This is a genomic window from Acidovorax sp. SRB_24, assembly GCF_012931925.1.
In genome coordinates this window covers 1-602 of sequence record NZ_MWOM01000204.1, presented here as the reverse complement: position 1 = coordinate 602, position 602 = coordinate 1, and the positions used below count along the sequence as shown (strand labels likewise).

General features: G+C 72.8%; 1 protein-coding gene. It reads right to left on the bottom strand.

Annotated elements, in window-relative coordinates:
- Positions 1–79: 79 nt before the first annotated feature.
- The coding region (locus tag B2J89_RS21540; protein ID WP_371809114.1) for an OB-fold nucleic acid binding domain-containing protein at positions 80–602 on the bottom strand (523 nt) is incomplete at its 5' end.

The following is a 602-nucleotide window of genomic DNA, read 5'->3' as shown; positions in this document are numbered from 1 at the left end:
GCCAGCGCTTTGTCCATCAGCGTTTGGGGCCAAAAACACTTCAAACTCATGCGCCAGCGCGCGCGGACAAAGGCCTGCGTCAATGGAAGTCGCGGCTGCCCTGCAGCGCATCGGCCAGGCGCCCCAGCAGCGGTGTGAGGTCCTTGCAGCGCTGCAGCACCAGGTGGCGCACCACGGCAGCGCCTTCGGCCGGATCGGCGCTGCATTGCCAGAGGCCCTCGACCGCCAGCAGTTGCGACCGCAGCAAGGCGTCGCGCCAGCGCTCCACCAGGGCGGGCCAGACGATGGTGTTGACCGGGCCAGTCTCGTCCTCGAGCGTGATGAACAGCGTGCCCTTGGCGGTGCCGGGGCGCTGGCGCACGGTGACGATGCCGCAGGCGCGCACGCGCCGCCCGTCGGGCACCGACGCCAGTTGCTGCGCGGTGAGCAGGCGCGAGCGCGCCAGCCGCGCGCGCAGCAGGGCCAGCGGGTGGCGGCGCAGCGTGAGGCCGGTGGCGGCGTAGTCGAAGACGATCTCTTCGCCCTCGGGCGCGGCGGGCAACGCCAGCGGCGCCTCGTTCACGGGCGCGTCCTGCAGCAGGGCCGGTGGGCGCTGCTGCGCG